The sequence below is a fragment of the Buttiauxella ferragutiae genome (genome assembly GCF_022637515.1).
GTDB lineage: Bacteria > Pseudomonadota > Gammaproteobacteria > Enterobacterales > Enterobacteriaceae > Buttiauxella > Buttiauxella ferragutiae.
The window spans coordinates 75,538-101,062 of the sequence record NZ_CP093332.1; the positions used below are offsets into that span (position 1 = coordinate 75,538).

Consider the following 25,525-nt stretch of genomic DNA (forward strand, 5'->3'; position numbering starts at 1 on the left):
CCTCGATGCTTATGTTTCATACCAGCATGATTCGCTGTAAGAGAAGTGGATCACAAAACATATCGTTCAGATAATCAGCATTCGGCAATAATTTTTACAGAAATGACACATCTGAATACGACTGTAGGTCGACTTTTAATCAGTGGAATATTCTATAAACATGGCAGTAGCATAAATTTCCCTGCTGGAAATAGAGCGACAGGCTTTTTTTTAACTTTGTTCGCCGATTCTCACCTCGGTTGTAAATCCCCCTTACCTATATTGACGTTTTACTCATCTATTGACAGATTGTAGGGCGTGAGAGGCAAATTATGGACTGTCCGCACTACCACACAGCTAGCCTGACGAAAGGAACCCCTGGTCTCACCATCGCCTCCGGGCACACCGAACGGACCGCACTCCAATAACAAAGGTCTAACGGATAAAAACAACACGACACATGTCCCGATAGATTTCTTATGTCAGCCAACAAAGCGGTAATAAGAATGAATAAGGGAACATCACAACGGAGCAGAAGAATGAGTCTTTCCTTGAAGAAGTCAGGGATGCTGAAATTTGGTCTGAGCCTGGTGGCCCTGACCGTAGCAGCTAGCGTTCAGGCAAAAACCCTGGTTTATTGCTCAGAAGGTTCCCCAGAAGGTTTTAACCCTCAGCTGTTCACCTCTGGTACCACTTACGATGCCAGCTCAGTGCCAATTTATAACCGTCTGGTTGAATTCAAAACCGGCACCACCGAAATCATCCCTGGTCTGGCTGAGAAATGGGAAGTTAGCGAAGACGGCAAAACCTATACCTTCCACCTTCGTTCAGGTGTGAAGTGGCAGGACAACAAAGATTTCAAACCAACACGCGATCTGAATGCTGATGACGTGGTGTTCTCGTTCGATCGTCAGAAGAATGCTAACAACCCGTACCACAAAGTTTCTGGCGGCAGCTACGAATACTTCGAAGGCATGGGCTTATCTGACCTGATCAGCGAAATTAAGAAAGTGGACGACAATACCGTTCAGTTCGTGCTGACGCGCCCAGAGTCGCCATTCCTGGCAGATCTCGCGATGGACTTCGCCTCTATTCTTTCCAAAGAATACGCTGACAACATGATGAAAGCCGGCACGCCGGAAAAAACTGACCTGAACCCAATCGGTACCGGTCCGTTCCAGCTGCTGCAATACCAGAAAGATTCTCGCATTCTGTACAAAGCGTTCCCGGGCTACTGGGGCACCAAGCCGCAGATCGACCGTCTGGTGTTCTCCATCACGCCTGATGCTTCTGTGCGTTACGCAAAACTGCAGAAAAACGAGTGCCAGGTTATGCCGTATCCAAACCCGGCTGACATCGCTCGCATGAAAGAAGACAAGAGCATCAACCTGATGGAACAGGCTGGCCTGAACGTGGGTTACCTGTCTTTCAACACCGAGAAGAAACCGTTTGATGACGTAAAAGTGCGTCAGGCGCTGACTTACGCGGTGAACAAAGAATCGATCATCAAAGCGGTTTACCAGGGCGCAGGCACTGCGGCTAAAAACCTGATCCCACCAACCATGTGGGGTTACAACGATGACGTGAAGGATTACACCTACGATCCTGAAAAAGCGAAAGCGCTGCTGAAAGAATCAGGCCACGCTGAAGGCTTCACCGTTGACCTGTGGGCCATGCCAGTACAACGTCCGTACAACCCGAACGCTCGCCGTATGGCTGAGATGATTCAGGCTGACTGGGCGAAAGTCGGTGTGACCGCCAAAATCGTAACCTACGAGTGGGGCGAGTATCTGAAACGCGCCAAAGCAGGTGAGCACCAGGCTGTGATGATGGGCTGGACTGGCGACAATGGGGATCCGGATAACTTCTTCGCCACCCTGTTCAGCTGTGCAGCGGCGAAAGACGGTTCTAACTACTCTCGCTGGTGCTACAAGCCGTTTGAAGAGCTGATTCAACCTGCGCGTGCTACTGACGATCACAACAAGCGTATCGAGCTGTACAAGCAAGCTCAGGTCGTGATGCATGATCAGGCTCCGGCGCTGATCGTTGCTCACTCCACGGTATACGAGCCAGTGCGCAAAGAAGTGAAAGGTTACGTGGTTGACCCATTGGGCAAACACCACTTTGAGAACGTGTCAGTAGAATAATACTGGTAGATATCCCCCTCACCCCGCCCCTCTCCCTTAGGGAGAGGGAGGAGATCGAGAGGGATTTTTTCCCTCTCCTGGGGGAGAGGGCTAGGGTGAGGGCGACAAGTCCAACAACCCGACGCCATCCTCCAGGTTTGTGGAAATTTTTGTGAGCAATACAATCCTGCCTCAATTTATGCTAACCGTCAGATTTCTGGTTGCAGGAAGGCGGCAAGCTCGGGAATCCTCAGGAGCTTACTTGAGTAAGTAACTGGGGTGACTGAGTGAAGCCAACGCACCTGTGGCCTGAAAGATGAGGGTTAGGGCGGGAGATTACAGAGAATCCGGGTTATGTTGCAGTTCATCCTCCGACGTCTGGGATTAGTTATCCCCACGTTTATCGGTATTACCCTTCTTACCTTCGCCTTCGTGCACATGATTCCCGGTGACCCGGTGATGATTATGGCCGGTGAGCGCGGTATCTCTCCTGAACGTCATGCTCAGTTGTTGGCCGAACTTGGCCTCGACAAGCCGATGTGGCAGCAATACATCCACTATATTTGGGGTGTGATGCACGGCGACCTGGGCATTTCGTTAAAAAGCCGTCTTCCAGTCTGGGACGAATTCGTTCCACGCTTTAAAGCGACCATGGAACTCGGTGTCTGCGCGATGATGTTTGCCGTTGCCGTGGGTATTCCGGTTGGCGTGCTGGCGGCGGTTAAACGTGGTTCCGTGTTTGACCACACTTCGGTGGGCCTTGCGCTGACAGGCTATTCAATGCCTATTTTCTGGTGGGGTATGATGTTAATCATGCTGGTTTCCGTCTACTGGAACCTCACCCCGGTATCAGGGCGCGTTAGCGATACGGTATTCCTCGACGACACCTTGCCGCTCACCGGTTTCATGCTGATAGACACCGCCATATGGGGCGAGCCAGGCGACTTCATCGACGCCGTGGCGCATATGATTTTACCCGCCATCGTGCTTGGTACGATTCCGTTAGCGGTTATCGTGCGTATGACTCGCTCGTCAATGCTGGAAGTGCTCGGCGAAGACTACATCCGTACCGCTCGCGCCAAGGGTTTGACCCGCATGCGCGTTATCGTGGTTCATGCGCTGCGCAACGCCATGTTGCCAGTCGTGACGGTTATCGGCTTGCAGGTTGGTACGTTGCTGGCGGGTGCCATCCTGACGGAAACCATCTTCTCCTGGCCGGGCCTTGGCCGCTGGCTGATTGATGCATTGCAACGTCGTGACTACCCGGTAGTACAGGGCGGCGTATTGTTGGTTGCGACGATGATTATCCTCGTGAACCTGATCGTCGACTTACTGTACGGCGTGGTGAACCCGCGTATACGCCATAAGAAATAAGGGGCCATCATGACGCAATCAACTGAAAAAACAGTCACTGAGAGTAAAGTAGCCGCAGCGCCAGTCCCAATGACGCCGTTCCAGGAATTCTGGCACTACTTTAAACGTAATAAAGGGGCGGTCATCGGCCTGGTGTATGTCACCGTGATGATCTTAATAGCAATCTTCGCCAACGTTCTCGCGCCGCACGGTCCTGCTGAACAGTTCCGTGACTCGTTGCTGCACCCGCCGGTCTGGCAAGAAGGTGGTAGCTGGCAGTTCCTGCTCGGGACTGACGACGTTGGCCGCGACATCATGGCGCGCCTGATGTACGGTGCGCGCCTGTCGCTGCTGGTCGGCTGCCTGGTGGTGGTGCTGTCGTTGGTTATGGGCGTGGTACTTGGCCTGATTGCGGGCTACTTCGGTGGCCTTATCGACAACATCATCATGCGCATTGTCGACATCATGCTGGCACTGCCAAGCCTGCTGTTGGCGCTGGTGTTAGTGGCAATCTTCGGCCCGTCTATCGTCAACGCTTCGCTGGCACTGACCTTCGTTGCGCTCCCACACTATGTGCGACTGACGCGCGGTGCGGTGCTGGTGGAAGTCCACCGCGACTATGTCACCGCTTCTCGCGTGGCGGGTGCAAGCCCGATGCGCCAGATGTTCATCAACATTTTACCGAACTGCCTGGCACCGCTTATCGTGCAGGCCTCGCTTGGTTTCTCTAACGCCATTCTCGATATGGCCGCTCTCGGCTTCCTCGGCATGGGTGCGCAACCGCCAACACCGGAGTGGGGCACCATGCTCTCCGACGTGTTGCAGTTCGCACAAAGTGCCTGGTGGGTGGTCACCTTCCCAGGTGTCGCAATCCTGCTGACGGTGCTGGCATTTAACCTGATGGGTGACGGGCTGCGTGATGCGCTCGATCCTAAACTCAAGCAGTAAAGGGCTACGTAATGGCGTTATTGAATGTAAATAAATTATCGGTGCATTTCGGCGACGAAAAGACACCGTTCCGTGCCGTAGACCGCGTGAGTTACAGTGTAAATCAGGGCGAAGTTGTCGGTATTGTTGGGGAATCTGGTTCCGGTAAATCCGTCAGCTCGCTGGCGATTATGGGGCTGATTGATTATCCAGGCCGCGTAATGGCGGAAAAACTGGAATTTAACGGCCAGGATCTACAAAAGATTTCTGAGAAAGAGCGTCGTAACCTGGTCGGTGCCGAAGTGGCGATGATCTTCCAGGACCCGATGACCAGCCTCAACCCTTGCTACACCGTCGGTTTCCAGATTATGGAAGCCATCAAGGTGCACCAGGGCGGCAACAAGAAAACCCGCGTTCAGCGAGCTATCGACCTGCTGAACCTGGTGGGCATTCCCGATGCGGCTTCGCGTCTGGACGTTTACCCGCACCAGCTTTCCGGCGGTATGAGCCAGCGCGTGATGATCGCGATGGCGATTGCCTGTCGTCCTAAGTTGTTGATTGCCGACGAACCAACCACCGCGCTGGACGTCACTATCCAGGCGCAAATTATCGAGCTGTTACTGGAACTGCAGCAGAAAGAGAACATGGCGCTGATTCTGATCACCCATGACCTCGCGCTGGTAGCGGAAGCGGCACACAAAATCATCGTGATGTACGCCGGGCAAGTGGTGGAAACGGGTGCATCGCAAGATATCTTCCGTGCGCCGCGCCACCCGTACACTCAGGCGCTGCTGCGTGCACTGCCTGAATTTGCGCAGGACAAAGCGCGCCTGGCCTCGCTGCCGGGTGTGGTTCCGGGCAAATACGACCGCCCGAACGGCTGCCTGCTCAACCCGCGCTGCCCGTATGCGACCGACAAATGTCGCAGCATAGAACCAGAACTGAACATGGTGGATAACGGGCGTCAGTCCAAATGCCACTTCCCACTCGATGATGCCGGGAGGCCAACGCTATGAGTACCGATAAGGCCACTGCGCAACCTCTGTTGCAGGCCATCGACCTGAAAAAACACTACCCGGTGAAGAAAGGCATTTTCGGCCAGGAACGCCTGGTGAAAGCGCTCGACGGCGTATCATTTGAGCTGGAACGCGGCAAAACGCTGGCGGTGGTGGGTGAATCTGGCTGTGGTAAATCCACGCTGGGCCGCCTGCTGACGATGATTGAAATCCCGACCGGTGGCGAGCTTTACTACCAGGGCCAAGATCTGCTCAAGCCTGACGAAACAGCCGAAAAGCTGCGTCGTCAGAAAATCCAGATCGTCTTCCAGAACCCGTACGGCTCGCTGAACCCGCGTAAAAAAGTGGGGCAAATTCTTGAAGAGCCGTTGCAAATCAACACCAGCCTGAGCAAAGCCGAACGCCGTGAAAAAGCGTTGGCGATGATGGCGAAAGTCGGCCTGAAAACCGAGCATTACGACCGCTACCCGCATATGTTTTCCGGCGGCCAGCGCCAGCGTATTGCTATCGCCCGTGGGCTGATGCTCGATCCAGACGTGGTGATCGCCGATGAACCAGTTTCGGCCCTCGACGTTTCCGTGCGCGCGCAGGTTCTGAACCTGATGATGGATTTGCAGCAGGAAATGGGGCTGTCGTATGTGTTCATCTCCCACGATTTGTCGGTGGTGGAACACATCGCTGACGAAGTGATGGTGATGTACTTAGGCCGCTGTGTGGAGAAGGGTACCAAAGACCAGATCTTCTCTAACCCGCGCCACCCGTACACCCAGGCGCTGTTATCAGCCACGCCGCGCCTGAACCCGGACGACCGCCGCGAACGCATCAAACTCACCGGTGAGCTGCCAAGCCCACTGAACCCACCGCCAGGCTGCGCGTTCAACGCCCGCTGCCGCCGTCGCTTTGGGCCGTGCACCCAGTTGCAACCACAGCTCAAAGAGTATGGTGGTCAGCTAGTGGCTTGCTTTGCTGTTGATCAGGATGAGAACGGGGAAATTCGGTAGGACGAGTGGGAGTCTGTAGACTCCGTTGTTTTTCCGTTCACCTGTACATCTGGTTATCTCTGTAACCGTTGTTAACGGTGAACGTGCCAGGGGAGTTACGCCACTCCCCTGGCGACCCCGGCGCCCGGCAAATAAATCGCCGCTTTCAGCGGTAAACTCCGGTTTTTACCCAACATGCAGGGTCGTTCGCGACTCGCTCCAGGCGATCGCTCACTTGCGCCGTTCCCGACGGCGCAACCCTGCCTGAAGGGGAAAAATCGGTGCGATTTAAGCCGGGAACAAGGGCGTCGCTGTAAGATTAGGGAAAACACGGGCTTTCGTAGGGCGGATAAGCTTGCGTCATCCGCCTGAATTAAGCAAAAACACCACTTCCCCCCGATAAAAAGAAGATGTTGCCAGCCGGGTTTGCCAGCTTTTATCCCATTCACCGTTTTGCACCAGGCCAATCTTAAATGGCACGCGCAACTTTAGCAGTGCGGGCAAATAGCGTTGATACTCCTTCACCGTGGTTTTACCCTGATAAGTCTGGATAACCAGCTCATCAATAGGCAGAGCATTGAGCTGTTGAATACTGCCCGTTTTTGCCCAATCCAGTAAACCGGTGACGCCCAGCGCAAAACGTTTATCCAGTTTATGGCGAACCCGTAACAGAAATTTTTGGTAGTCCTGCAAGCGGTAGGTTCCAGCATCAAAATCGATTTGCAAACCCACAACATGGTTCCCGGCTGCCGCCCACTTACCGGGTAAATCCAGCACGCTGTTGAGAATATCATCAGGTACATCAAGGGTGGTGGTGCGAACGGTTACCCACACGGATGGAAACGCGAGGGGAGAACGAGGTACCCCAAGCTTGATAAATTTGGCGCGGTTTTGACGAGAGACAATCTCACCCTGATGCAGGTACACCACTTGTGCATTCTGCAACACGGGCTGTGAGCTGACCCCCGACCACAGCCAGTACGCCGTATATTCCTGATGTTTCGCTTCGCTGGGCATTGCTGGCGGCACAATAGTCGCCAGCAATAACAATAACGTTACCAGTAATAGCTGAGCAGTTTTTCCCACTGGTTACCTTTGTATTTGGTTTTCAATTCGGTAAACCAATGTTTACGTGTTTCTGGTTTCACCTCTTCACCGCCACAGTCGTTGTAACCAGACGGGGAATAGCACATCACCGCACGGTAAAGCGCATAGGTCTTATCTTCGGGTTCCGCTTTCGGATCGTTAATTATCTGCTGATAATAGGCCTGGCGATCCGGAGAGTTGCTTAACGCAGGTTTTGCTATCGCATCGCCCAGTAAGTCATTGCCACCGCCTTCAGCTTCCGTATCAATGTGTGCCGCGGTGTTGCGGAAAAATTCACCCAGGCAATTAAGTGCATGCGCGTCGGTTTTTCTTGCGATGAGTGTTTTCACCGTGTCATCCAGCGAGGCACAGAAATAACCCTTCTCGGCCCGTTCCCCATTCCAGTTAAAGATATCGAGATTGACATCATTGAACGCTTCAAGGGTGACTGGCTTAGTGATATGGCGACGTAGCGACTTATCCGTGTCGTAGCCTTCATAGTCACCCACCATCAGGTCGCGCATCAGCAGCGTATGCAGCGCGATGGTTTTCTCTTCATCATTTACCCCGTGGGTCGCCTGTTGTTGCAGCAGCGCTTTTGGCGCGGCAGTTTTCAGCACCAGCGAGCGATAACGCAGGTTTGTCACTGGACTGTCAGCGGCAAAAATAGCTTCTGGCTGCTGGTTGTTCACCATCACCGCCGCCAGATTCAGTTGTATATATTGCTGTTGTTCTACTGATTGAGTCAGACCAAGCAGATGTTTCCAGTGCGCCAGTGCCTCAGGCCACTGTTTCTGTGCAGCTAACGCGTCACCGTGCAGAACTTGCTGACTAAAGGCGAGTAGATCGCTGGAGGCTAACAAGTTGATAGAGGGGGTGGCTTCAATCACGGCGGCATAATTACCTTCATGATAGTAAAGCCAGGCGTTTTCCAAAAAGCTCCAGTACGGTTGCAACTCTGCGCTGGCAAATATCGGTTTCAGGCTATCAAGATTTTCGCGTGTCACCTCATACGACTTGTTCTGGCCTTGGTTATTCCGGAGCCAGCGTAACGTTTGGGTGAAAGTTAGCATCGGTGCCTGGGCGTCACTGATAAACGGCTCATAGTTACCGAAACTATCCCTGCTTTGGAATTTGTCATCCAGCTCAGAAATGACTTTATGCAATGAGTCTACGTCTGGTGCCTGGGCCAGGGCTTTTTCATATAACGGGGCCAGCTGTTGCCAGTCTTGTAAGTACCAGTTAATTCTGCGAAAAAGCCCGCGAGCGGAATCTGCATAACGCCCTTCAGGCCAGGTCGCTAAATAGGCATTGGCATAATCACGAGCTTCGCTTGCTGCGCCAGTATCGATTTTAGTGGCATCAAACATGCCGTATTCATCAGTCGCCTTGACGGTGCTTTTGTTGAGTGCAACGCGCATCAGCATATAGCTTGATGTTTCAGCGACCCACGGCTGGCTGCTTTTCTGCAAAGCGGTGAACAGGCTATTTGCTTCCACAAAATCGCCAAGGTAAAAGACATTCGCCCCACGGAGATAATCAGAGAAAGCTGCCGTATGGGAGCCAGGTTCGATATCGAAAGCTTCAACCGGGAGGCGGCTATCCGTTTTGTCATAAGAGTTCAGAAAAATATTACCTCGCCATACAGCCAGATGATGACGGTCTTCTGGTTTTATCGTTGGGTCATCAAGCAGTGCCGCGAAGAATTGCTCTACAGATTGCAGGTTATTGGAAATATGGCGGTTTTCTGCGTCTTGATCGTGTTCCCAGGAGGAGGTATCGACTCCTAATGTTTGCGACATTTTGCTGAATGAGGTTTCAGCGACAGGGGCGGGTGTGGTGTTCTCAGTAGAGGGGGTTGCTGTTGGATGAGGTAGATCGTTGTAGCCGATAAATCCAAAGTGATAGCTTCTGCTGCGGGTAAAATCAGGAGGCACGGGCAGGCGAGGTAACGCCAGATTTTTGCGTGCTCCTTCAAGTTGGATCAAATTCACACGCGTATCGTTATCAATATTCAGCCAGGGTACACCGTTAAGCGGGCAATCATCTTGCCATCCACAGCCAAAATCATCATAGGAAGCCTGCGCGTTAAACGTTGTAGCCGCCGTTAACCCGACCAGGGCCATCGCCATCTTATGATTAATTTTCATTGCCTCTGAACATCCTTTTACATGATGAAGGTGCTGACAACAGCATTCTGAAAAACCATACAGAGTATACAGGCTATTATTTAAATGCTTCACCCTCAAAAATAGGTGTAGTCGTGCGGCATTTTCCCCTGAAGATGGTTATATGTTTTGGAAAAAACATCCCAATCATTAAATACTCTTCATCTATGTGAAATCATAGAAGAAAGCTGCTACCTTTTAAGGGGTAGCATTAAATATTACGCAATCACAAATCAAGACTGTTTCATGCTTAGCCGGGTATTAATAAGAAAAAAAGATGGAGCTAAGACCGCAGGTGCCTATATATTGGCTCGAAATATCGTTGTTTTTCCAAAATTGAATAATAAAAAATGGAATTATAACGTTATGTAATTATTCGTGGTTTATGAAGTCAATAAACCTTATTCATTGAGTTATTCACACATCAAATACAAATGTCTTATAAATCATGAGTATCGTAATGAAAAATTATGATGATTTGCAGCGTTTCAAAGATAAGACGCGTACAGGATCTATCGACTTCAAAGATATGTCGGCGCAAAATCAGCAGTTATCGGACAGTAACTGGACGATAATCAAACAGTTAATGCATACCGAAGGCGATGACTCCGTGCTTTCCCATGCCGAAAGTATTTCCGTGCCAGCACCGCAAGCGGTAAAGGCTGATGAGTTTGATGCCAGCCATTTCAAGCCGCTGGTGGCGCAACCCATCAGCCAGTCAGCTTCTCAGGGCTCAATTCTCGACAGCCTGAACAGCGCGCTGCCAGAAAACAAAACCGAGTTATTTCAACCTGAGCAAAGCAAACACACTACCGCGACGCTGTTTGAACAACTGGCACCCGTCACCGCGCAGCCAGAACCGGTCATTGAACCGTTAAAAGAACCAATAAAAGAAACCGTAAAACCTGCCGCTGTCGCTGCGCCGCAGGGCTACGAACCGGTAAAAACAGAACCCGTGCGTTTTGACAAATTGTTCGCAGCAAAAGGGAGTACGACGCGCAACCATCCCGCTAAAGACTTACCGCTGCAACCGTTGCTGGAGATGATCGCTTCATGCCGCTAGTGTGTGTGTGCTCGCCAAAAGGCGGGGTAGGAAAAACCACAGTTACCGCCAATCTGGCGTATGCGTTGGCTCGCGCAGGTAGCAAGGTGTTAGCCATTGATTTTGATGTGCAAAACGCGCTGCGTTTGCATTTTGGCGTGCCTTTATCTGATGGCCGTGGCTATGTGGCTAAAGCTATCGAATCGGCAGACTGGAGCCAGTCGGTTTTGACTGCCGGCAGCAATATGTTCGTGCTGCCGTATGGTGATGTCAGCGAAGAACAGCGCCTTGAATTTGAGCAGCGCCTGAGCACCGACAACCATTTCCTGATGCGTGGATTAAGCACTTTGCTTAACTACCCGGGCCTGGTCATTATTGCCGATTTCCCACCAGGCCCAAATCCGGCGTTAAAAGCGGTTTCGCGACTGGCTGACCTGCATCTGGTGACCATGCTGGCAGATACCGCTTCGCTATCATTGTTGCCGCATATTGAAAATCATCGTCTGATTGGCGAACCGCTAAACAATAAAGCCGGATACTATTTTATCCTCAACCAGAGTGACAACCGCCGCCATATAAGCCGCGATGTCACGGCATTTATGCAGCAGCGTCTGGGTGATCGTCTACTTGGCGTTATTAACCGCGATGAAAGTGTGGCGGAAGCCAATGCTTCTCAGCAATCAATATTCGATTTTAGTCCGGCTTCCGCTGCGGCTTTTGATATTGAACTTATCAGTAAGCGAGTCGCAGGTATTCTCGACATAAAAATTGGTGATGGCGCGGTACATACCGGCCTGAGAACGTCAAATTTCTGACAATCATCCAGGATGTCCTATGAAAAAGGTCCTGTTTTATTTACTGCTATTGGTGTTAGCGCCAATAGCAGTCCTGATCATCATTACGCCTATGGACAGCCAGAAGCAGTATATCTTTGGCTTTATCAGCCTGGCGATTCTGTTTTTATTAGGCTTCAGCAAAAAGCACAGCGTGTCGATAATCATGATGCTGGTTTCAGTCTTGATGTCGACGCGTTATATTTATTTTCGTGCTACCCAAACGCTGCACTTTAATTCCGAAATAGAGGCCATCCTCGGTATAGGGTTATTTTTAGCCGAGCTGTATATCTGGGTCATCTTATTGCTGAGCTATTTGCAAACCTCGTTCCCATTAAAACGGGGGATTGTGCCGCTACCGGACGACACCTCTAAATGGCCGACGGTCGATATTTATATTCCCAGCTATAACGAAAGCCTCGATGTGGTTCGCGATACGGTTCTGGCCGCGCAATGTATCGACTACCCGCGCGATAAAATCAAAATCTACCTGCTTGATGACGGTAAGCGGCGCGAGTTTGCGGTGTTTGCCGCCGATGTGGGCGTGGGCTATATCACGCGTAACGATAACTCACACGCCAAAGCCGGTAACCTCAACCACGCCATGAAACTCACTCACGGCGAGTTGATCACAGTCTTTGACTGTGATCACGTTGCGACGCGTATCTTCCTGCAAGCCACCGTCGGTGCATTCCTGAAAGACCCGAAACTGGCGCTGTTGCAGACACCACACTATTTCTATTCACCCGATCCGTTTGAACGTAACTTATCGGGAGGGCAAAACATCCCCAACGAAGGTTCACTGTTCTACGGCCCCATCCAGCAGGGTAACGATAACTGGAACGCCACTTTCTTCTGCGGTTCATGTGCCGTAATTCGCCGCAGTGCGCTGGAAGAAATCGGCGGATTTGCCGTGGAAACCGTGACCGAAGATGCGCATACCGCGCTGAAAATGCAGCGCCTGGGCTGGAAATCTGCCTTCCTGGATATTCCGCTGGCGGCGGGACTGGCGACTGAACGTCTGGTGCTGCACGTGATTCAGCGTACCCGCTGGGCGCGCGGCATGACGCAAATCTTCCGTATGGATAACCCGTTATTTGGCCGTGGCCTGACGTGGCAACAGCGTTGTTGTTACCTCAGTGCGATGCTCTATTTCCAGTTCGCTTTGCCGCGTGTGGCGTTCGTCACCGCACCGCTGGCGTACTTACTGTTTAACTTGAACATCATTCATTCCTCGGCAAGCCTGATCTTTGCTTACGCGTTGCCGCACCTGATCTTGAGCATTTATCTCAACTCGCGCATGAACGGGCGCTACCGCTACAGTTTCTGGGGCGAGATTTATGACATGGTGCTGGCGTTCCACCTGGTTCTGCCCACGGTTATCACCATGCTGTTCCCAAAACGCGGCAAGTTTAACGTCACGGATAAAGGTGCGCTGCTGAACGTGGGCTACTTCGATTTCAGCGTGGTGCGGCCTCATGTGATTATCGCGGTGTTGCTGGCGGTGGCGGTTGTCGCCGGGATTGTGCGTGCTTGTGCGCATGACTACTTTGGTGTTGACCCGAATGTTATCGCGCTGAACGTCGGCTGGGGGTTGTACAGCCTGGTGTTCCTGCTGGCGGCGATTGCCGTCGCCCGCGAAACGCGCCAGACGCGAAAAACCATCCGTATTGATGTTGAAGTGCCGGTGGTTATTCACTACGCCAGTGGAATATCTTCCCGTAGCAACACTATCGATTTGTCGATGGGCGGCTGCCAAATCGCAGTGCCGGATGACCGCCATCTCAATGATGAAATCGAAGAAATCGAGCTGCAACTGAAGTCCGGCTCTATCAGCATTCCGGTGAAAGTGATCGCTTGCGACGAGCAGGCCATTCGCCTGATGTTTGAAGAGATTCCACTGGACAGGCGTCGTGAACTGGTGCGTGTGGTTCTGGCGCGTGCTGATGCGTGGATTCGTCCGCCAAAACCGCAGGACAACCCGTTCCGTTCCCTGCTGATCATTATTCGTTGTGTGTTTGACCTGTTCTGGCTGACGTTCAAATCGCGCCGCGAAAACCGTCGCCTGCGCCAGGAAGAAGCCAAACGTATGGAAGAAGCCCGCGAGGACAACGTTGCATGAAAGGGATGAGTATAAAGCTTTGCCAGTTGTTGCTCGCGTTGACGGTTTTGGCCTCACCGGTTATGGCGGAAGACGCCGCGACGGTGGAGTCACAAATTCCCCTGGATTTACCTGCACCCGACGCGGCCTTTGCACCAGGCGCTGCATCGGTATCGGAAACTGCACCAGCTCCGGCAGTGGATGCACCCACGCCATCGGTGTTTACGCCTGGCAACGTGAGTAGCATTACCGTGGCGCAAATGGGCCAACCACGTGGCGTTATGCTCAGCGGTGGGCAGTTGCAGGCGGGTATTGATTTCACGTTGCCGACCGATCAGGTCATCACCAACGCACAACTTTACCTGAACCTGAAAGTCTCTCCGGCGATGGCGGCGCGCAATACTACGCTGCAACTGATGATGAACGGTCAGCCTCTGGGAACGGTGCCGTTGGGTTCTGCCGACAGCGATGTGTCCAACTATCAGCTGGAAATCCCGGCGGCGATGGTGGTGTCGAGCAATAACATCAGCTTTAAAATCAACGATGGCGATGCCCTGCTGTGCCTGCGCGACCTGTCTGATAAATACCAGGTCACCATCATGCCGAACACGCGGTTGGATCTGGAAGGTCAGCAGCTCAATATCGGTGCCGATCTCAGCCATTTCCCGCGCCCGTTCTTTGACTCAATGCAGATGACTCCCGCTTCATTGGAGTTTGCTTTCCCGGCAAAAACGCTGCCTGAACAAGTGAGCGCTGCGGCGTTGGTCGCCTCCTGGTTGGGCATTGAGGCGGATTATCGCGGTATTTCCTTTAACGCGTTATCCGACAAACTGCCTGAGAAAAACGGCATTCTGTTTGGCAAGCCCGGCGAGCAGATTGGCGGCCTGACCTTGCCTGAAACCCAAAAACCGATGCTGCAAATCATCGATAACCCAGGCAACCCGGTCTATAAACTGCTGTTGGTGGTGGGCAATTCCGACCAGCAATTGCGCGCTGCGGCGTGGCGTTTAACGCAGGGGAAATTCCCTGGGCAAACCGCAAGCACTGCGGTAGAAAACCAGACAATCCCAGTGAGCAAAGCCTATGACGCTCCGCGCTGGATCTCCACTGAACACCCGGTGCGTCTGTCCGAGTTGATGCGTAAAGACCAAAGCCTGACGGCGACCGGCATCTGGCACGAGCCATTAAGCGTGGCATTCCGCGCGGCTCCGGATCTGTTCTTGTGGGATGGCGACACCATCCCGGTGAAAATCGGCTATCGCTTCCCGACGGAAAACTGGATTGATGAAGAGCGTTCTTACCTTTCCCTGACGCTCAACGGCACTTTCCTGCATAACTTGCCGGTGAATAAGCAAGGCGCGCTGGAAACGCTGTGGCGCAAAGTGGGCGGCGATGCGCGCCAGGAAGAGTACAACCTGGCGCTGGAGCCGTACCTGATTTACGGCGATAACCAGTTGTCGCTGTACTTCAACATCCAGACCAAAGAATCGGCACCGTGTAGCGTGCTGCTCAATAACAACATTAAGAGCCGTATCTCCGACGATTCATGGATTGATTTGAGCAAAACGCGTCACTTCTCGTTGCTGCCAAACCTCTCTTACTTCGTGGGTGCGTCGTTCCCGTTCTCCCGCTTTGCTGACTTTGCCCATACCGTGTTGATGCTGCCAGAAAACCCTGGCGAGGCTGAAATCAGCACGCTACTGAATATGGCTGCCCGTTCGGGTAATGCAACCGGCACCTCGTTAAACAACAACACGGTGATGTTTGGCGTGCCAACGGCGGGCGCAAACTTGCAACGCCTTGAACAGAGCCACGTGCTTTCCGTTTCGACCATCAATCAAAGCGCGTTTAACAAAACGCTGCTGGCACAGTCGCCGTTTAACAGCAACGAGCATTCGTTCGGCGTCCGTGAACGCTCAATCTGGCAAAAAATACAGCACTGGATTGAAGGTGACTGGGGATCGAAAGGCATTGCGGCTGACCGCTATTTCTCATCTAACGAAGCGTGGCGTGGGTTTGTCAGCTTCCGCTCGCAGTGGAACCCTGACCGTGTGGTGGTGATGGCGATTGGCAGTACCGACGAACAGCTTTCGCGGCTGCAAACCGACTTAAGTTCTTCGCGCATCAACGCCGGTATTCGTGGCGACGCCTCCATCATCACCGATGAAAACGGGGTGCGTAGCTTCCGTGTTGGCCAACAGTTCCCGAGCGGCCAAATGCCGTGGTACATGATGGTGGTCTGGTATGCCAACCAGCATTCAGCCCTGCTGGCCATTTTAGGTTTGTTGTTCGCCTCGGTTATTGGTTTGAGCTTGTACGCCCTGTTGAAAAAACGCGCGCATAAACGTCTTAATCCTCAGGATGATGGTAAGTAAAGGTGGTGCTCAATGAGTCATAAAAACAAAAACGCCCGCCGCTTGTTAACTCTGTGCTTCTTTGGCGGCCTGGCGTTTAGCGCGACCGCTGCGGAAAACAACCCGGCGTTAAAAGCGTTGTTTGACCAGGCCAATTACTGGCATGAAAAGTCACATGACGAGCTGGCAAAAGACGCGTTGCAGAAAGTGTTGATGGTTGATGCCAATAACACCCAGGCGATGTACCTGATGGCGCTGTGGGCACAGCAAGCCGGGGATATTAAAGGTGCCGCCCAATGGCGCGAACGCCTGGCTTCTGTTTCGCCACAAGACGGTAATTTGCAGGCGCTGGATAACGCTAAACAGATTCAGCAAATCCCGCGTGGGCAGCTGGATTTAGCGCGTCAGCAGGCGCGCAGCGGCAATATACCCGCCGCCCTCGCCACCTGGCGCAGTTTGTTTAATGGTGACCAGCCGCCGCCGAGCCTCGCGCCAGAATATTACCTGACGATGGCGGGCGACAAATCGCTGTATCCGCAAGCGGTGGCTGGTTTACGCCAGTTTGCCGCGCAAAATCCGCAGGACAACGGCGGGCGTATTGCGCTTGGTAAAGTGCTGACCTATCAGGATGCCACGCGTCGTGAAGGCATGGACATCCTGCAAAATATGGCGAGCGGTAGCCAGGATGCCGATAAAGCCTTGCGCCAGGCGTTGTTGTGGCTCGGCCCAACTGCCAGCGACGAGCAGTATTATCAAACCTTCCTGCAACGCCATCCGAAAGATACGGTGGTGCAAGAGCACTACCGTAAAAGTGTTGGCGGTGCCGCAAAAGGCGAAGGGTTTAATGCGCTCAATAGCGGCAACACCGAAGTGGCAAAAAACCAGTTTGAACAAGTGCTGCAAAACAACCCGCAAGACGCCGATGCACTGGCCGGGATGGGCTACATCGCGCAGCGTAAAGGCGATTACACCGCCGCCGCAGAATACCTGAATCGCGCCGCCAGGCTGGGTGGCGATCAATCTGGCGAGCGCAAACAACAAGCCGATGACGCCGAGTTTTACGGGCAACTGGCGAGCGCTCAGGCAGCATTCAAACAGGGCAATATTAGCCAGGCCCTGGCGCTCAGCGCACCTCTGGCGCAGCAAAGCGGTGAACGTGGAAATGCTGCGAAGTTATTCCGTGCGGATGTCCAGCGCCATAACAAAGATTACGCCGAGGCAGAGCAGACTTTACGCAGTATTTTGAGCGAACAACCGAATAATGGTGCGGCGCGCGAAAACCTCTATTACGTGTTGCGTGAGCAGAATAAAACCGCCGAAGCGCAAGCGATGCTGCAAACCCTGCCTGCCAGTTTGCAGGCCAAATTGCAGCCGCGCGTTTCTGGCGGTAATCCAGCCGATCCGCTGCGCCGCCAGGCACAGCAGGCCGCGGCAAATGGCAACCCTCAACAAGCCATCGCTATTTTGCAGCAGGGCGTGGCGCGTTATCCGTCCAACCCGTGGCTGCGTCTTGATTTAGCGCGCCAGCTCCAGAAACAGGGGCGTCGTGACGAAGCCAGCAATGTGATGGCGGCTTCTTTCCGGCCAAACGCCTCCAATACAGAACTGTACGCGGGGGCATTGTTTGCCAGCGAAAACAATGCCTGGCAGCAATCACAAACTTTATTGTCGCGTATTCCCGCGTCCAGCCAGACCAGCGACATGCGCAGCCTTGCGGCGCGTGTGAACTACAATCTGCAAATGTCGGTGGCGGAACGCTACCTCGCGCAGGGCGATACGGTGGCGGCGGCGAATACCTTAAAAGCGCTGGCGATGCGCCCGCCGCAAAGCCCGGCAGATGCGGGCAAACTGGCGAAAATGCTGGCGCAAACCGGCGATGTCAGCACGGCGGTAACGATTGTGCGCGACAATATGCGCCGTGGCGTGCAGGGCAACGCCGGTGATTATGGCGACCAGATTGCGGTGCTGAACCAGGCCGGGCTGGGGCGTGAAGCGCAGGCGTTTCTGGCGAATCCAGAATTGCAGTCGCGCAGCACACCAACGCAGCTTGCCAGCGTTCGCAATGGCTACGTGATCAACGAAGCTGACCAACTGCGTACCCAGGGCAATTATGCGGCGGCGTACGATAAACTCATCCGTGCGATGCAGAACGACCCGCAAAACACCGACCTGATGTTTGCCATGGCGCGTCTGTATCAGTCCGGCAAAATGAACAAAGAAGCGGGCGTGGTTTACGACTACCTGATGACGCGTGACACGCCGCAACAAGATGCGCGCGCGGGTGCCATCGACGTGGCGCTTGCCAGTAAAGACGTCGATAAAGCGAAACAGCTGGCCACCGGGTTGCGCAACGATGAAACGCCGGATCGCCTGCTGTTACTGGCGCGCGTGGCGGAAGCCGATGGCAACCACCAGCAGGCGATGGGCTACCTGCGCACCGCGCGTGGCAAACTGCTTGGCCTGCAAGGAGCCGAAAGCGGCACCGCGCCAACGCTCGGAGGCCTGGCATTAGCCGATAACCCGTTCACCCCAAAAACCTCCGTCGCCCCACAAGCCACCGCCGCTAACTCGCTATATGGCGAAGCGATGCCGTGGCAAGTCGCACAGCTGGCGCGTAATCCACAAACCGCACCGCCGGGTACCACGCGTACCGATCTGCCGGTCGAAACGGCACAGGCAGGCACCTTGCGCCAGGTGGATAACATGATGGAACAGCTGACCGACAAAACCGCCACCTGGGCGCGTGGTGCGGTGGCTGTGCGTGGGCGAGATGGCGAAAGCGGTCTGAGTAAACTCACCGAAATCAAAGCGCCATTGCAGTGGTCGACGGTGCCGTTTGGCGACTCACGTTTAGATCTTAACGTTACGCCAATCAGCCTGAATGCGGGCAGCTCGTCTGACGAATCCAGCCGCCGCTTTGGTACTGGCGCGTTGATTCAGGGGCAGGTGGGCGAGGAGCTGTATAACGCCTCGACCACCACGCCGCCAGAACTGCCCAATATCGACAAGATAAAAGTGCCTTCACAAGGCTCGCAAAGTGCTGCGGGTGTGGAAGTTGGGATGGCGTTAACGGGCGAACAGTACAAACTCGACGTGGGCTCCACGCCATTAGGCCAGGATTTAAATACCGTGGTCGGTGGTGTGCAGTGGTCGCCACAATTAACCGATTACCTGAAATTGATTCTGACCGGCGAACGACGTGCCGTGGTCGACAGCCTGCTTTCTTATGTCGGTGTGGAAGACAAATACAGCGGCAAAAAATGGGGCCAGGTCACCAAGAACGGCGGTAGCGCGCAACTGAGCTACGACGATGGCGATGCGGGTTTCTACGCGGGTGTGGGTTTGTATAACTACATTGGCGAAAACGTGCCGAGCAACGGCAATGTTACCGGGAATGCTGGCGTTTATATTCGCCCGTTCCATGCTGATGACCGCGAACTGAAAACCGGTATCAGCATGACGTATATGGATTTCTCGAAAAACCTCAGCTATTTCAGCTATGGGCAAGGCGGTTACTTCAGCCCGCAAGACTATATCAGCGTCTCCTTCCCGGTGGATTACACCCAGAAGTTTAATAACTGGGATATGTCGGTGGGCGCATCGTTGGGTTATCAGTCCTATAGCCAGAATCAAAGCCCGTACTTCCCGACCGATTCGGCGATGCAGGCGCAACTGGAAAATTACGTCGCCAACGGCTTTGCGAAAGAAGCGTGGTACAGCGGCAGTAGCGAAAGCGGCATTGGCTATAACCTGCGTGCCGCAGCCGATTACAAAGTTAACAAAGACATGACGATTGGTGGTCAGGTGGGTTATGACACCTTTGGTGATTACAACGAAAGTACCGCACAGCTCTACTTCCGTTACCTGCTGGGGAATAATTAATCATGAATGACGCGCAGTTGTTGCAGTACTTTCAGAATCAGCAGACCCAACCGGGCTGGTTCTCTTTGCTCCACATCATGATTGATAGCATGGTGGCGAATGCGGGTGAAGAAGAAAGCCGCCCGTTTCTGATGCAAATGGGTGACACGCTGGCGGCACGCCACCCATTAGCATTAGCGCGAACTGTGGGCGAACTCGAATCACAGATAAATGTTCAGCTCGCCCGTTTCAACTGGGGCTATATTGATATCGAAGCCAGCGAAACGGCGATGCTCATTCGCCACATGGCTTTACCTGTTCCCGCAGACGAAGCGCAGCAAGTTTCCTGGAGTCACGCATTTAGCGCTGTTCTGGAAGGTGTCTACGCTCGTTGGTTACGCGATCAGGGCGGTAAACCGCATGTGTCGCTGTGGCGCGAGTCTTCACCGTCAGCAACAGTGGTACACTTTCGATATCAAAATAGTCGATGAGGTGCTTTGATGTTGCAGCGATGCAAAACGCTGATAGTGGCAGTTGTTGCCTTGTTCTTCTGCCAGCAAGCGCTGGCTGACACTGCCTGGGATAGCTACAAATCCCGTTTTTTAATGCCCGATGGCCGCATTGTCGACACCGGGAATAAAAACGTCAGCCACACCGAAGGCCAGGGTTTTGCCATGATGATGGCCGTGGCTAACGACGACCGTGCCAGTTTCGATAAAATGTGGAACTGGACGCGAAAAACGCTGAAAAACCCTGATAATGGTCTGTTCTACTGGCGATATAACCCCGTTGAAGCACAACCGATCACCGATAAAAACAACGCCGTCGATGGCGATACTTTTATCGCGTGGGCGCTGTTAAAAGCGGGCAACAAGTGGCAGAACCCCGATTATCTGAAAGAATCAGATGCCATCACTAAGGCGTTGGTTGCCCACAACGTTATCCGTTTTGCCGGTTACCAGGTGATGTTACCTGGCGCTAACGGTTTTAACCTCAACAGCTATGTGAATCTCAACCCCTCTTACTTTATCTTCCCGGCGTGGCAGGATTTCGCTAACCGCAGCCATTTAACGGTGTGGACGGATTTGATTAACGATGGGCAGAAACTGCTGGGGAAAATGCACTTTGGCGAGCCTCAGCTCCCGTCTGACTGGGTTTCGCTCTATTCCGATGGGCGTACTGTTCCGGCAAAACAATGGCCAGAGCGCTTTAGCTACGATGCGATTCGCGTTCCGCTGTATGTGTATTGGTTTAATCACAGCAGCCCAGAGTTACAGGTTTATAAAACCTGGTGGGGGCGTTATCCACGTGAGAAAACACCAGCCTGGGTGAACGTCACTACTGGCGATACCGCGCCGTATATGATGGATGGCGGGTTACTGGCGGTGCGTGATTTAGTGTTCCAGCCGGGGAGCGTTGCACAGCCGCAAATTACGGCGCAGGAGGATTATTATTCTGCGAGTTTGAAGATGCTGGTGGCGTTGTCGGTACGGTGATTGTTGTGGGTTCCGGACGCCCTCACCCTGGCCCTCTCCCCCAGGAGAGGGAATATTAGCTCCTTCTCCCTCAGGGAGAAGGTCGGGATGAGGGTTGTTTTTTCGAGGCACTTTCCAAAATTCCCCCCGCAATCTGACAACCCCGAAAAAAACCGCCAGCATCCTGCAATGGATAAAAAAACCAAAACCTACGCCAAAACATTGCGCCAAACTATGACGCCGCAGGAACAACGGCTGTGGCATCTGTTAAGAAACCGACATTTTTCTGACCACAAATTCAGACGCCAACATCCGATCGGTCCATTTATTGTCGATTTCGCCTGCTTACGGCCTAAAGTCATCATTGAACTGGATGGCGGACAACACAGTGAAAGACATCATTACGATGAGAGTCGGACATTATGGCTGGAGCGGAGAGGGTGGCGGGTACTGCGTTTCTGGAATAATGAGTTCACGCAAAATAGCGACGATGTACTCGCTGTTATCCATACCACGCTGCATGCAGATTCGGTTTCTCAAGCCTAAAACCCACCACAATGCAGTATACTCAGCCATGTCTATTTAGGGCTTAGTTTTTGCGGAGTGTCAGTTTGCGAGTCAGTCGTTCATTAACGATTAAACAGATGGCAATGGTGTCAGCCGTTGCTTTACTGTTTATTTTTATTTTTATCGTGGTGCAGCTTTTTCACTTTGTGCAGCAAAGCCGCTACGACACAGCAAGCCAGATGGAGAAAATCGCCCATTCGGTGCGTATTCCGCTGTCTGAAGCTATCCTGAAAGCGGATATTCCCCAGGCTGAGTACATCCTGAGTCAAATTCAACCTTCTGGCATTATCAGCCGGGCGGATGTAGTACTGCCGAATCAATTCCAGGCGTTGCGCCAAAGATTTACCCCGGAACGCCCGATTCCCGTCTGGATTGCGCGCCTGTTCGAACTCCCGGTTCAAATATCCCTACCGCTTTATTCACTGGAACGCCCGGCAAATCCGCAGCCGCTGGCTTATCTTGTGCTGCAAGCTGACTCCTGGCGGATGTACAAATTCATCATTAGTACGATTTCGACGTTGCTGACGACATATCTGCTGCTGGCGCTCATTTTGTCGGTTGCGATCAGTTGGTCGATAAACCGTTTGATTGTTCATCCACTGCGTAAAATTGCCCGTGAGCTCGATAGTTTAACCCCGCACGATGCGGCGAACCATCAACTCAATCTACCTCCTCTTCACCACGATGATGAGATAGGCATGCTGGTGCGCAGCTATAACCGTAATCAACAAATGTCGCAGCGCTTACATGAAGAAATGAGCGCGATGAGCACCCGAAACACAGTTACCGAGTTGCCAAATAAGGCGTTGTTACTGGCGTTGCTTGAACAACTAACGGCAAGCGATAACAAGAATGCGTTGATCGTGATTGCCAGCGAAACTTTGCAGGATACTGCCGGGGTGCTGAACGAGGAGCAGCGTGAAATGCTGCTGCTGACGCTGGTCGAGAAAATTAAAGGTGTTCTGCCACCGAATATGGTGCTGGCGCAGCTCAGCGGCAACGATTTTGGCATTATTGCCCATGGCGTTCAGGATGCCTGGCAGGCAATGGCACTGGCGAAGCAAATTCTCGCGGTGCTGAACGAAAAGTTACCGATTCACTCGATTTCCCTCAAACCGACGGCCAGCATCGGCATTGCGATGTATCACGGTGGTTTGACTGCAGAACAGCTGTATCGCCGCGCCGTTTCCGCCGCGTTTTCTGCCCGTCGCCATGGCAAAAATCAGATTCAATTCTTTGACCCTGAACAGATGGCCATTGCGCAACGCTATTTGACGCAAGAGCAGGATTTACTGACGGCATTAGAAAACCAGCAGTTTGCTATTTGGCTACAACCGCAGGTCAATTTGCGCACCCGTGAAGTCGTCAGCGCGGAAGTTTTACTGCGCATGCAGCAGCCTGATGGTAGCTGGGGTTTGCCGGAAGGCTTGATTGAGCGTATCGAAGATAGCGGTTTGATGTTCACAATTGGCAACTGGATCCTTGAAGAGTCTTGCCGTGTGCTGGCGGGCTGGCAAAGCCAGGGTGTCACCATGCCGCTGTGTGTGAATATCTCTGCGCATCAGTTACTGCACGAGGAAATGGGTTCGTCACTGCTGGAATTAATGGCGCGCTATCGTATCCAGCCAGGGATGTTAATTCTGGAAGTCACGGAAAGTCATAATATTGATGATCCGAAAAAAGCGGTCAGTATTTTGCGTCCGTTGCGCAAAGCAGGGGTGCGCATCGCACTGGATGATTTTGGCATGGGTTATGCCAGCCTGCGTCATTTACATCACCTGAAATCGTTGCCAGTGGATGTGCTGAAGCTCGACAAGAGTTTTGTGGATGGCTTGCCGGAAGATAACACCATGGCGGGGGTGATTATCGGTATGGCGAACACGCTGGGTCTGAAACTGGTGGCGGAAGGAATTGAAAACCAGGCGCAGTGCGACTGGTTGTTGAACGCCGGTGTGAGCATTGCTCAGGGTTATCTTTTCTCCAGGGCACTGACTCTTAAAGAGTTTGATGCCAGGTATTTATCCAGCGCTAATCAGTAAATCAGTTGTTGCAAATGTTATTGGGCTGGCGCGAGTCAGCTCAATTATTTAACAATTTTGTTTACAAATAAGCGCTGTGTCACTTCTGAGCGTTTTTGAGAGTGGTATTTTTGCTTCCGCAGGCCGAGGTCATCTACCTAAATCCTGGTACTGCGGAATATCTACCTCTCAAGGACACGCTATGAAACTCTCTCTTTTTAAAAGCCTCTACTTCCAGGTCCTTACGGCGATAGCCATCGGTATCCTGCTGGGTCATTTTTACCCGGAATTAGGCGCGCAGATGAAACCGCTCGGCGATGCGTTCGTTAAACTGATTAAAATGATTATCGCGCCGGTTATCTTCTGTACGGTCGTCACCGGCATTGCAGGCATGGAAAGCATGAAAGCCGTGGGGCGCACGGGCGCTGTGGCACTGCTTTACTTCGAAGTGGTCAGCACCATCGCGCTGATCATCGGCCTAATCGTGGTTAACGTCGTCCAGCCAGGGGCTGGGATGAACATCGACCCGGCAACGCTTGATGCCAAAGCTGTCGCCATGTATGCCGAACAGGCACAACAACAAGGTGTGGTGGCCTTCTTGCTGGATGTGATTCCTGGTAGCGTGATTGGCGCATTTGCCAGTGGCAATATCCTGCAAGTGCTGCTGTTTGCGGTACTGTTTGGTTTTGCACTGCACCGTCTTGGTCAAAAAGGCCAGTTGATTTTCAACGTGATTGAAAGCTTCTCGCAGGTCATTTTCGGCATCATCAACATGATCATGCGCCTCGCGCCAATCGGTGCTTTCGGTGCTATGGCGTTCACGATTGGTAAATATGGCGTCGGCTCGTTGGTGCAGCTCGGCCAGTTGATTATCTGCTTCTACATCACCTGTATCCTGTTTGTGGTGCTGGTGTTGGGCAGCATCGCGCGGGTGACAGGTTTCAGCATCTTTAAATTTATCCGTTACATTAAAGAAGAGCTGCTTATCGTACTGGGTACTTCTTCGTCTGAGTCCGCTTTGCCAAGAATGCTCGATAAAATGGAGAAACTCGGTTGCCGTAAGTCGGTAGTCGGGCTGGTGATTCCAACCGGATACTCGTTTAACCTCGATGGCACCTCAATTTATCTCACCATGGCAGCGGTGTTTATCGCGCAGGCCACCAACACCCATATGGATATTGTCCATCAAATCACACTATTGGTGGTGTTGCTGCTCTCCTCTAAAGGCGCTGCAGGTGTGACAGGGAGTGGTTTCATCGTGCTGGCGGCAACCATTTCAGCGGTGGGCCATTTGCCACTTGCGGGTCTGGCGTTGATTCTCGGTATCGACCGCTTTATGTCTGAAGCGCGTGCGCTGACAAACCTGGTCGGTAATGGCGTGGCAACGGTTGTCGTGGCGAAGTGGGTGAAACAGTTGGATGAGAAGCAACTGGTAGAAACGCTCAATAATCCAAACTCTGCGAAAAAAGTGAACGAAATCTCTTCTTAATCCCCTCAATTGCCCACGGCGACTTGCCCTCGCTGTGGGCTACTGCGCATAATTGACCCTTGAGCCAAAATTTTTGGCGTTTTTTTTCATTTTAAAAGTGACGTTTGCGCGAAGATGCGGTCAAACGGAGTGGTGAATTATCACCGTGGC

Annotated in this window: 17 protein-coding genes; 15 read left to right on the plus strand and 2 right to left on the minus strand. The window is 52.8% G+C overall.

Going from position 1 to position 25,525, the window contains the following annotated elements:
- Positions 1 to 518 precede the first annotated feature (518 nt).
- The 5 genes from dppA to dppF all read left to right on the plus strand — a co-directional run bounded on the left by dppA (position 519) and on the right by dppF (position 6,402).
- Positions 519 to 2,126, plus strand: a complete 1,608-nt coding sequence (gene dppA / locus MNO13_RS00385) for a dipeptide ABC transporter periplasmic-binding protein DppA (protein WP_064542157.1) — start codon at positions 519 to 521, stop codon at positions 2,124 to 2,126.
- A 333-nt stretch (positions 2,127 to 2,459) separates the two neighbouring features.
- A complete protein-coding gene (gene dppB, locus MNO13_RS00390) occupies positions 2,460 to 3,479 on the plus strand; it encodes a dipeptide ABC transporter permease DppB (RefSeq protein ID WP_064542160.1) in 1,020 nt (339 codons plus the stop codon).
- A 9-nt stretch (positions 3,480 to 3,488) separates the two neighbouring features.
- A complete protein-coding gene (gene dppC / locus MNO13_RS00395; RefSeq protein WP_064542163.1) occupies positions 3,489 to 4,406 on the plus strand; it encodes a dipeptide ABC transporter permease DppC in 918 nt (305 codons plus the stop codon).
- Positions 4,407 to 4,417: 11 nt separating this feature from the next.
- The gene (gene dppD, locus MNO13_RS00400; RefSeq protein ID WP_064514762.1) at positions 4,418 to 5,401 is read left to right on the plus strand and encodes a dipeptide ABC transporter ATP-binding protein; all 984 of its coding nucleotides are present in this window, start codon (positions 4,418 to 4,420) and stop codon (positions 5,399 to 5,401) included.
- A complete protein-coding gene (gene dppF, locus MNO13_RS00405; protein WP_064542167.1) occupies positions 5,398 to 6,402 on the plus strand; it encodes a dipeptide ABC transporter ATP-binding subunit DppF in 1,005 nt (334 codons plus the stop codon). The genes dppD and dppF overlap by 4 nt, the downstream gene beginning before the upstream one ends.
- Before the next feature lie 339 nt (positions 6,403 to 6,741).
- Here the strand turns inward: dppF and MNO13_RS00410 are convergent, their stop codons facing one another.
- Together MNO13_RS00410 and MNO13_RS00415 are read right to left on the minus strand one after the other, a co-directional pair.
- Positions 6,742 to 7,467, minus strand: coding sequence for a DUF3142 domain-containing protein (locus MNO13_RS00410; RefSeq protein ID WP_241939407.1), 726 nt, complete (start codon positions 7,465 to 7,467; stop codon positions 6,742 to 6,744).
- Positions 7,437 to 9,617 carry a PA5441 family protein gene (locus tag MNO13_RS00415; protein ID WP_241939408.1) on the minus strand — a complete coding sequence of 727 codons (2,181 nt, stop codon included), beginning with the start codon at positions 9,615 to 9,617 and terminating at the stop codon, positions 7,437 to 7,439. The genes MNO13_RS00410 and MNO13_RS00415 overlap by 31 nt, the downstream gene beginning before the upstream one ends.
- A gap of 478 nt (positions 9,618 to 10,095) precedes the next feature.
- Here MNO13_RS00415 and bcsO point away from each other — a divergent pair, with 478 nt between their 5' ends.
- The 10 genes from bcsO to MNO13_RS00465 all read left to right on the plus strand — a co-directional run bounded on the left by bcsO (position 10,096) and on the right by MNO13_RS00465 (position 25,375).
- On the plus strand, positions 10,096 to 10,698 hold the full coding sequence (gene bcsO, locus MNO13_RS00420) for a cellulose biosynthesis protein BcsO (protein ID WP_241939409.1): 603 nt from the start codon (positions 10,096 to 10,098) through the stop codon (positions 10,696 to 10,698).
- A complete protein-coding gene (gene bcsQ, locus MNO13_RS00425; protein ID WP_133523002.1) occupies positions 10,689 to 11,492 on the plus strand; it encodes a cellulose biosynthesis protein BcsQ in 804 nt (267 codons plus the stop codon). Before bcsO ends, bcsQ begins: the two co-directional genes overlap by 10 nt.
- A 19-nt stretch (positions 11,493 to 11,511) precedes the next feature.
- Positions 11,512 to 13,632 carry a UDP-forming cellulose synthase catalytic subunit gene (gene bcsA, locus MNO13_RS00430; RefSeq protein ID WP_064542179.1) on the plus strand — a complete coding sequence of 707 codons (2,121 nt, stop codon included), beginning with the start codon at positions 11,512 to 11,514 and terminating at the stop codon, positions 13,630 to 13,632.
- Positions 13,629 to 15,986, plus strand: coding sequence for a cellulose biosynthesis cyclic di-GMP-binding regulatory protein BcsB (gene bcsB / locus MNO13_RS00435; protein WP_241939410.1), 2,358 nt, complete (start codon positions 13,629 to 13,631; stop codon positions 15,984 to 15,986). Before bcsA ends, bcsB begins: the two co-directional genes overlap by 4 nt.
- Positions 15,987 to 15,998: 12 nt before the next feature.
- Positions 15,999 to 19,847 carry a cellulose biosynthesis protein BcsC gene (locus MNO13_RS00440; RefSeq protein ID WP_241939411.1) on the plus strand — a complete coding sequence of 1,283 codons (3,849 nt, stop codon included), beginning with the start codon at positions 15,999 to 16,001 and terminating at the stop codon, positions 19,845 to 19,847.
- Positions 19,848 to 19,849: 2 nt separating this feature from the next.
- Positions 19,850 to 20,317, plus strand: a complete 468-nt coding sequence (gene bcsD / locus MNO13_RS00445; protein WP_064542188.1) for a cellulose biosynthesis protein BcsD — start codon at positions 19,850 to 19,852, stop codon at positions 20,315 to 20,317.
- A gap of 9 nt (positions 20,318 to 20,326) precedes the next feature.
- Positions 20,327 to 21,322 (plus strand): family 8 glycosyl hydrolase, encoded by a 996-nt coding sequence (locus tag MNO13_RS00450; protein WP_241939412.1) that lies wholly within the window; start codon positions 20,327 to 20,329, stop codon positions 21,320 to 21,322.
- Positions 21,323 to 21,490: 168 nt separating this feature from the next.
- The gene (locus MNO13_RS00455; protein WP_241939413.1) at positions 21,491 to 21,847 is read left to right on the plus strand and encodes an endonuclease domain-containing protein; all 357 of its coding nucleotides are present in this window, start codon (positions 21,491 to 21,493) and stop codon (positions 21,845 to 21,847) included.
- A 65-nt stretch (positions 21,848 to 21,912) separates the two neighbouring features.
- Positions 21,913 to 23,907 (plus strand): biofilm formation regulator HmsP, encoded by a 1,995-nt coding sequence (gene hmsP, locus MNO13_RS00460; RefSeq protein ID WP_064542208.1) that lies wholly within the window; start codon positions 21,913 to 21,915, stop codon positions 23,905 to 23,907.
- 181 nt (positions 23,908 to 24,088) lie between these two features.
- A complete protein-coding gene (locus MNO13_RS00465) occupies positions 24,089 to 25,375 on the plus strand; it encodes a dicarboxylate/amino acid:cation symporter (RefSeq protein WP_064542210.1) in 1,287 nt (428 codons plus the stop codon).
- Positions 25,376 to 25,525 lie beyond the last annotated feature (150 nt).